Origin of the sequence: Alicyclobacillus acidiphilus NBRC 100859, from assembly GCF_001544355.1 — a bacterium.
In the GTDB taxonomy this organism is placed as follows: domain Bacteria; phylum Bacillota; class Bacilli; order Alicyclobacillales; family Alicyclobacillaceae; genus Alicyclobacillus; species Alicyclobacillus acidiphilus.
On record NZ_BCQI01000103.1, the window covers coordinates 1 to 7765 of the forward strand.

Genomic DNA, 7765 nt, shown 5'->3' on the forward strand with positions numbered 1-7765 from the left:
GCCGCTCAGCCTATATTGGGCGTTGCGGTCCGCCATCGCTATCCGAATCTTGCGCAGCATCAGCCACGCGGTCGGATACGACACACCCAACATGCGTTCAAGAGTTGTCGCAGCAATTCCGCCTTTATCGTTAGCCACCAAGTATATGGCGAGGAACCATTTCGTAAGGGGCGTCTGGATCTTGTGAAATATGGTTCCTGATGTAATTGATGTTTGTCGACGGCAATCTCTGCACTCGAACAGAGGTACTCGGTTTTCTGCGTCTCTCCGATGTTTCGCATGTATTCGCATCGCGTTCCTGCTTCCGCACTTCGGGCAACAGAATCCCGACGGCCAGCGTAGTTCGATGATGCGCTCCTCCCAGGAGGATTCATCCGAAAACTTGTTCATGAACTCGTCCAAGGTCATGTAACTCACTCCGAACCAAACATATGTTCTATATGGATTCTATCATGTTACCCCCACTTTGACTACCCGACTTTCGAGACTTGATATGTATATTGCTTAAATCAATTCAAAGAGGACAAAACCGTCGAAATCCGAGTTAATACATCATTCCCTTATCGCTTGCATTGGCGTCATTCGCGAAGCACGTATGCTCGGATAGAGACCAAACACGATTCCGAGGCACGTACCAATTCCGATATCCTCGAGATAAGTCCACACAGTGAAATTCATGGGAATGTTTTCGGTCAGGAGGAGCATACCAAGCAACGTTCCTGAAACGATACCAAGCAATGTGCCCATGAGAGTTAATACAGACGACTCTAGCAGGAACTGTCCGATAATAGAAATACGAGTTGCCCCAAAAGACAGGTAGATACCAATTTCCTTGCGGCGATCCGACACGGCCATGAGCATGACGTTCATGATACCGATTCCCCCGACAATAAAAGCGACAAAAATGGCACCTCGCACAAACATGTTAAATAGGTGTTTTAGTGAATTTGACGACGATACAATCCCACTCTGTGTAGCCACCTGGTAATCAGACACTGGTGTTGTCCACTGGTGATCACGGATCAACTGTGTCAAAACGTCATTCTTAATGACGGGAACCTCAGATACTTGATTGGCTTTTAGCAAAATTCCCGCAATGGCATCCGTCGAAGTCATATCACTGAGGTATGTGCTAATGGGTAACAGCACCTCTCCCGTACTCCCACTCACGGAGACGCTATTCGAGAAATCAAATGTACCAACGACTGTCAACGATGTATTGTTCACCATAATCTGTTTGCCAATTGGATTATCACTGCCAAAGATCTGATGTGCCAAGTAGGGATTAATGACGCAAACGGTTCGGTTCTCCGCATTGTCGACCGGCGTAAAGAAGTGGCCCTTTGGGGTCGTGATCGACTCGATTTGCGGGAAGTTCGTATCGGTGCCGATCGCGTAGCCAGAAACACTTCCCTTCGGTCCCTCGATCGAAGCAATGGATTCGCCCAACGGTGAAACGATCGCTTGACCCCCAAGTGCCTTGGCAACCGCCTGCGCGTCGGTTTCATTGATGACGACTGGCGTCGGATTGTTTTGGGTGGTCGGCGCGGCTTGAACACTCATCATGCCAGGGCCAATCGCAGCCACCTGCATATCGATTGACTGTCGGACCCCTGCCCCCATAGATGACAGGACCAATATTCCGCCCATGCCAAAGAAGATCCCGATAACTGCCAACACGCTTTGAAAAGGACGCCGTGTTACGTTTCTAAATACTTCAACGAACGTTTCACGCATGATCGTGACTCCCACCAGTTACGATACTGTTGTCTAGTCGTCCACCTTGTATCCTCAGTACTCGTTGGGCCTGTCCCGCAATCTCCATATCATGTGTAACCATGACGATTGTCGTGCCTTGCTCATGCAGGCTGCGGAAAATCCCGAGGACTTCTTTTGCATTCTCAGGATCCAAGTTTCCAGTAGGTTCATCGGCAAGTAACACTTTCGGAGCGGTACATAGTGCTCTTGCAATCGCAACGCGTTGTTGCTCGCCACCAGACAATTCATTCGGATACTTGTGTATATTATGGAGCATGCCTACCTTACGTAGCATCGCAATAACGATTTCCATACGCTTTCTCTTTGGAATCGACCGCATACGAAGTCCCAACTCCACGTTCTCCGACACCGTCCAATGTGGAACAAGTTCAAATCCCTGGAATATCGTCGCAAGTACGCCTCCGCGCAGGCGACTTAACTGCTTCGATGATTTCCAATTGACTTCTTCGTCAAACACGAAGTACCGGCCCTGGTCTGGCGTGTCCAAACATCCAAGGATACTTAGGAGAGTCGACTTTCCTCCACCCGACGGGCCGACAATGGCAACAAACTCGCCTTCTGAAACGCACAAGCTTACGTCACATAGAGCCATTTGGTATCTGGTGGCAGACGAATACACCTTCGACAAGTTTTCAATCCGCAGAATCTGCCTCATTTATCCCTGTGGCCGTTTCGTGGCCACGACCGTTCCAACTTTAACGCCCCGGATTTGTACGTTTGATTCATCGCTCGAAACCACCTTGACGGGTGTGAATTTGAAAGCACCCGATTTGCTTTTTACGTACACACCAAGTTTGTCATTGTTCGTCATAACTGCGTTCGCAGGGACAATTGCAACGTGTTGGATTCGTTTCGTGTATATGTCGCAATTGACACTCATCCCGTTAGTCGTCTGCGCTGACGGATGATCAAACTGTATATAAACGGGATATTGGTAGCTATCACTGCCTTGGGAACTATTTGCAGGAAGAGGGGAAACAAAGCTGACCGTTCCCTCCTCAGTTCCATTGAAATCTTGTGACGTGATACTCACGTGTTGTCCGACCTGAACCTGCTTTACGTCGTCAGCGTTGACCAAGGCAATCACTTGCGCTCGTTCGTCACTTGGAAGAAGCGTACAAGCTTCCTGGTTCGGCGCCAACTCGGTACCGGTAGGAACATCCACTGAGACGACTTCTCCATTGGCCGGTGCCGTCAGTTCACTATTGCGCACTGTTTGTAAAGCGTTTAGCATATCCAATTTCGCTTGAACAGCGGTCTGTTTTGCTTGCAACGTAGCCTCGCTAACGGAGAGGAGTTCTCTCTTATCCAACGGTGACTGATCTATGGCCAATTTCAGTCGCGCCGCTTGTAGCGCCGCCTGCTGCACTTGTTCTGTACCTTGGGCCTGATCGAGATTAATCTTGGCGTTTAGCAGGGCAGAAGCAGAAGGTCGATTCGAGTCCAGCGACACCTGTTTCGCGTCTTTGCCGAGAATTTGCGCAGCCTTTAACTGTTCCTGCGCAACGGATACGGCAGATTGATCTTGACGCAATTCCGATTGTGACTGGGCCGATGCTCTGTCCCCATTCAGCTTCGCCTCCGCCTGTTTTAATTGTGATTGATAGATAGAGACATTGCCTTGTGCCTGCGCCAACGCGGTTTGAATGGCGGAAACCGAAACGGATGCGTTGTTTGAAAGGGCTTGTTGATAGGCAATCTGATCATCCTTCGCGACTGCCTGGGCCGCTTGCAATTGCTGATTTGCCACATTAATCGCAGCTTCGTCCTCTTGAATTTGTGCTGCAGTCGCGGTTTGTGACCTATCCGTGTTCAACTGCGCCGTTGCGGCTGAAACTTGTTGTTGTAGTTGCTGAATATTCTCCTTGTCCTGCTCGATTGTTGCATTCGATGCGGGCTGCTGTTCATCCGTTGTCAATTGTGCTTGCGCATCATTCACTTCTGTTTGATATAGATTGACTGCAGCCTGATCAGCCTGAAGCTGTGCAGAGGATTGCCCGTATACAGCTTGGTCTGTCGATAACTGATTTTCTGCGTTCGTGAGCTCCTGCTGATACATAGCAAGGGCGGATTTGTCCTGTTGGATTGTCGAAGCCGTCTCTTGCGGCGATAGGTCGGCGTTTAGTTTTTGTTGGGCATTTGCAAGCTCTTGCTGCAGTACGGCTAGGTTCCCTTGGTCCTGTTGTAGCACGCTTGAGTTTGTCTGCGGAGATTCATCCGATGATAGCTTCGTTTGTGCTTCAGACAACGCCGACTGAGCAACTGAGACTTGCGAATTCGCTTGGTCCAATGCTTGCTTCGCAGCCTGCACAGCCTCTTGTTTCGATTGATCAGACGCATTGACATTGGTGGACAATTGTTGTTGCGTGGCATTTGCTTCTTGCTGTGCGGCAGCTAGCTGCGCTTGAGCGACGGAGACGGCAACACCGTCCATCTTGATGGTTGGATCGGTCGCCTCTATACGTTCATCAGAGCTGAGCTTTGTTTGTGCTTGTTTAAGGAGAGCCTTGTCTACAGCAACTGCCGTCTCCGCCTTGTCGTAATCCTCTTGATTGGCAGCAAGGGTCTGTGGATCAACCTTCTGTGCTAAACGATAGGATTGTTTTGCATCCTGTAATGCTACCTGTGCGGCCTTCCACTGCTCAAGACTCTGCGTTACGTTTGCCTTGTCTTGGCTTATCGTAGCATCTGAAGCAGACTGCTGTTCATCCAAAGTTTGTCCCTCCTGATTGTCGGCCACGGCTTGTTCTGCCGCTAAATAACGTTGCCTGAGTCCTTCATAGATTTTTTGATTGAGTGAATAGTCCGAGAAATAGGCTAAAGGTTGTCCAGCTTTGACGTTTGATCCCTCGCGAACCAACCATTTTACAATTTGACCGCCGGTACTTGAAGAAATAGAAACACTCTCATGATTACCAATCGTGCCAGTCGCAGATACATAAGGGTTGATGCTCCCGTACTTGACCCGAACGGTTGGAATCGGTTTCGTTGCCTGTCCAGGACGGATAGCCATGTATGTAGAAATTGCGCCTAACATAAGGACTGATATGGCGCCAATGTATACGGGCTTCGGAATAGTCGAAAAAACATTTGGCCTATCGGTTTTAACTAGACTCACGCTCTCGGTCCTCCTCTTTCAGCGGTGGATGCAATGAACGATTCCGAGGAATCCTCCGATGCTACAATGGGAGAGTCTGCCCCATGCTCGACGTCGACAGACAAGAAGTCCTTCAAACGCTGAAGTGATGGACGGGAGGTTTGCCAAGATATGATTGCACCGTATAAGTTGTGGCCTGCAGAAACCGCATAATTCATGATCATGATGGCCGTTAGTAGTTGGGAATAACCTTTGGTAGTTGATGTGGCAGCGGCTCCGTGACTCCAGTGGTCAAATATCACAACGAATAGCGTGGGAATCACGATGCTATTACCAACCACTGAACGTATTGGCATGCTCCAAAGCGATTGCTTATACTGGGTATTAACAAGTTCTTGGAACGCGGTCGTAACCGTATTCTCGCCCCCAGTCAGCCAACTTTGAAGACGATTTGTCATTTCCGCCTGCTTCAACCTAACGCTGTATAAAAGATTTCGTACCTTCTGCACGAACGGTGTGAGAATCGAAACTATAAGAACAAGGAACACAATAGTGAATACAGGCAACAACCAATTGATTTTCGCCAGAAAATAGAGTGAGGTCAAAAAAATGACGAGCGAATACGGGATATTTTGAAACAGTGCCATCACAGCACTGACGACTGTACTCGCATCTTGATACCGTGTTGATATATCTCCCATGGTATAAAACGTGAGATTCAGATTCTTCATGGCTTCATCTAAACGCCACGAGAGCACTTTCTGATACTTTACTGAAGTCCGTAGCAATATTAGATTAGTTATCCAACTGAGAATAGTTGAAATGGCCGTATAGGACAAAACAAACAGAATAAACTTTCCGAATAGCGGAAGATATTTGGCGTAATACAACGAGTATATGGAGTTTGTGATTCCTGTTAATAACACAAGTAGGCTAGTCCACCCCATCGGCCACCAGTTCACTCCAAACGATTGGAGATCAGTAAACCCTAGACGGTCTTGCCACTGTTGCCATGGTCGTTGCTGCTTCCTACGTTCTTGGGGTGCGTCCTGTAATGCTTTCGGTCGTAAAACGGCCACAATTCCGTCCCATACGCGAAGTAATTCGTCAAGGTTCATTTGTACGATTCCGACTCCTGGGTCGCCAACAACTAACTTGCTACCATCCTGCGTGTAGCCCCAAATTGTAACCGCATGGTTATGTTTTAAGAACGCAATAAAGGGAGTGTGTGTAGATATCTCGCTTAATTCGGTGATTCTACCCAACTGGACGTAAAACCATGGAGATAGATTATAGAGATTTTTGAGCGTTGTTCCGCTAGACGGACTGGTCACTAACAGAATACGTATCTCATTGAGACTAAGGTTCAAACAGTAGTACTCCCCAAGTGCTAAAACGCACGCAGGCACGCAGTCGTGTGAAGCGCCCTGGTATACGAATGTGAACTTGCCCGTGTTAATTAGCTTCGCCCTCCCTATATTGACCAAAGCAAATTGTTAGTGCCTCAGACAACTCCACACACTTAAATAACACTCATTCGCTCAAGTGTCATAATTTAGACAACTCGTCAATTGGTCGGCAAGTCGCTCATAATGTGCTTAACGGTCATCTCGTTCACGTTGCCACTTAGAAGGTTCAGTTGATCCGAGGCATGGTCCAGATAGAGTCCGGTAATGTGACTAGTAGAGCATCGGCAAACTAGATGTCCCATTTGTCTGCGGAAAGCGTGTTGTCCACTTGGCATTTTACCCAATCCTCAAAGGCGAGGAGCGTTCCTATCGTGATATTTTCCTCATGGCTAGGTATGATTCGGTTTCTACAGTCCCACGCGGCAGTGAGTTTCGTTTTCAAATGAGAACACCCGCACGTTTCTCATCTACCTGCCGAGAAGTGTAGAATTTTGTATGTTCAAATTATTCTCTAGACAAGATTGACATAAGAATTACACATATGTTATGTATTGGTCAAGGCTATTCGGCTAACTTTTCGAACTACTTGAATATAGCCGGTTAAATTCTAGGTATTTAACAAGGAGGAGATCGGTATGGTCGGAATGGCGCAGTTGAGTGCAGAGGAATTGGAAACAGAAGCAGGTGTCAACTGGGATCGTGTATTCGCAGGCGGCATGGCTGAGGGTGCTACACTACTAGCACTTGCACTCGCTCCAGAAGTAACTGTTCCTGCTGAGCTTATCGCATACGGAATTTCTGCAGTCTCTGGTGCGTACACAGGGTATGGATTCGCAAGTTAAGCGAAAGCCTAGTTACTAATTGAACTTGCTCGGTGAGCCCGTGATTCTCGGATTGCGGGTTCACTTGGCTGTCCCTGAGACTATCTTGTATCGCTTATTTTAAGAATAGAGTGTGACTATCGTGACCCAAACCAAACTGCAAGGAAAATATTCATGGCAGGCTTTGCTCTTACCAATTACATGTTCAATTACGGGTATCGTTATTTTGGTTCTCGACTTTATAACGCCAAGCGACCTCAGTTTCTTTGATGTTATTTTAGGCTTATTTTCCTTAATCTCCATATATTTAATCTGGTTCTTCTCAAGAACTTTTTCTGTCACGATACATGAAAATCGCATCTATTTTCGAGGACGCCCTTTGAGATCTTCAGCGAACATCCGAAATGTGAAACGAACTAGTCAGACATGCCTCCAACTGTACTTTAATTTCCTATACATAGTTCAAGTCGTTGGTCAACCAGATGATATTGATAGTCTTCAGCGTCGGCTGTGAAAAGAGAAGGTGGCCATATGTCTCATCTTCCGCATTCCATAGTTGGATAAATGAGGGTTTTCGTATCGAACGTTGTGCTTCGGGGACTCTGACGTGCGCGGAAGGTGTTTTTACGCTTCGAAGAAACCGCGATCATTCCAAAACA

The 7765-nt window shown here is 47.6% G+C and carries 6 protein-coding genes; 1 reads left to right on the plus strand and 5 read right to left on the minus strand.

The genetic code is table 11. The annotated features are described in order from the left end of the window. From AAC01S_RS20310 to AAC01S_RS17725, 5 genes are all read right to left on the minus strand, one after another. Positions 1-408 (minus strand): transposase (locus AAC01S_RS20310; protein ID WP_067625629.1); only part of this gene is annotated, 408 nt, incomplete at its 3' end. A gap of 144 nt (positions 409-552) precedes the next feature. Further along, complete coding sequence (locus AAC01S_RS17710) at positions 553-1737, minus strand: ABC transporter permease (RefSeq protein WP_067625632.1); 1185 nt, start codon at positions 1735-1737, stop codon at positions 553-555. After that, positions 1730-2434, minus strand: coding sequence for an ABC transporter ATP-binding protein (locus AAC01S_RS17715; protein ID WP_306307198.1), 705 nt, complete (start codon positions 2432-2434; stop codon positions 1730-1732). Before AAC01S_RS17715 ends, AAC01S_RS17710 begins: the two co-directional genes overlap by 8 nt. Further along, the gene (locus AAC01S_RS17720) at positions 2435-4897 is read right to left on the minus strand and encodes an HlyD family efflux transporter periplasmic adaptor subunit (protein ID WP_067625634.1); all 2463 of its coding nucleotides are present in this window, start codon (positions 4895-4897) and stop codon (positions 2435-2437) included. Continuing rightward, complete coding sequence (locus AAC01S_RS17725; protein WP_370670843.1) at positions 4894-6363, minus strand: cysteine peptidase family C39 domain-containing protein; 1470 nt, start codon at positions 6361-6363, stop codon at positions 4894-4896. The genes AAC01S_RS17720 and AAC01S_RS17725 overlap by 4 nt, the downstream gene beginning before the upstream one ends. A 557-nt stretch (positions 6364-6920) precedes the next feature. Here AAC01S_RS17725 and AAC01S_RS17730 point away from each other — a divergent pair. Continuing rightward, positions 6921-7127: a hypothetical protein gene (locus AAC01S_RS17730; protein WP_067625635.1), complete on the plus strand. Its 207-nt coding sequence runs from the start codon at positions 6921-6923 to the stop codon at positions 7125-7127. Positions 7128-7765: the final 638 nt, after the last annotated feature.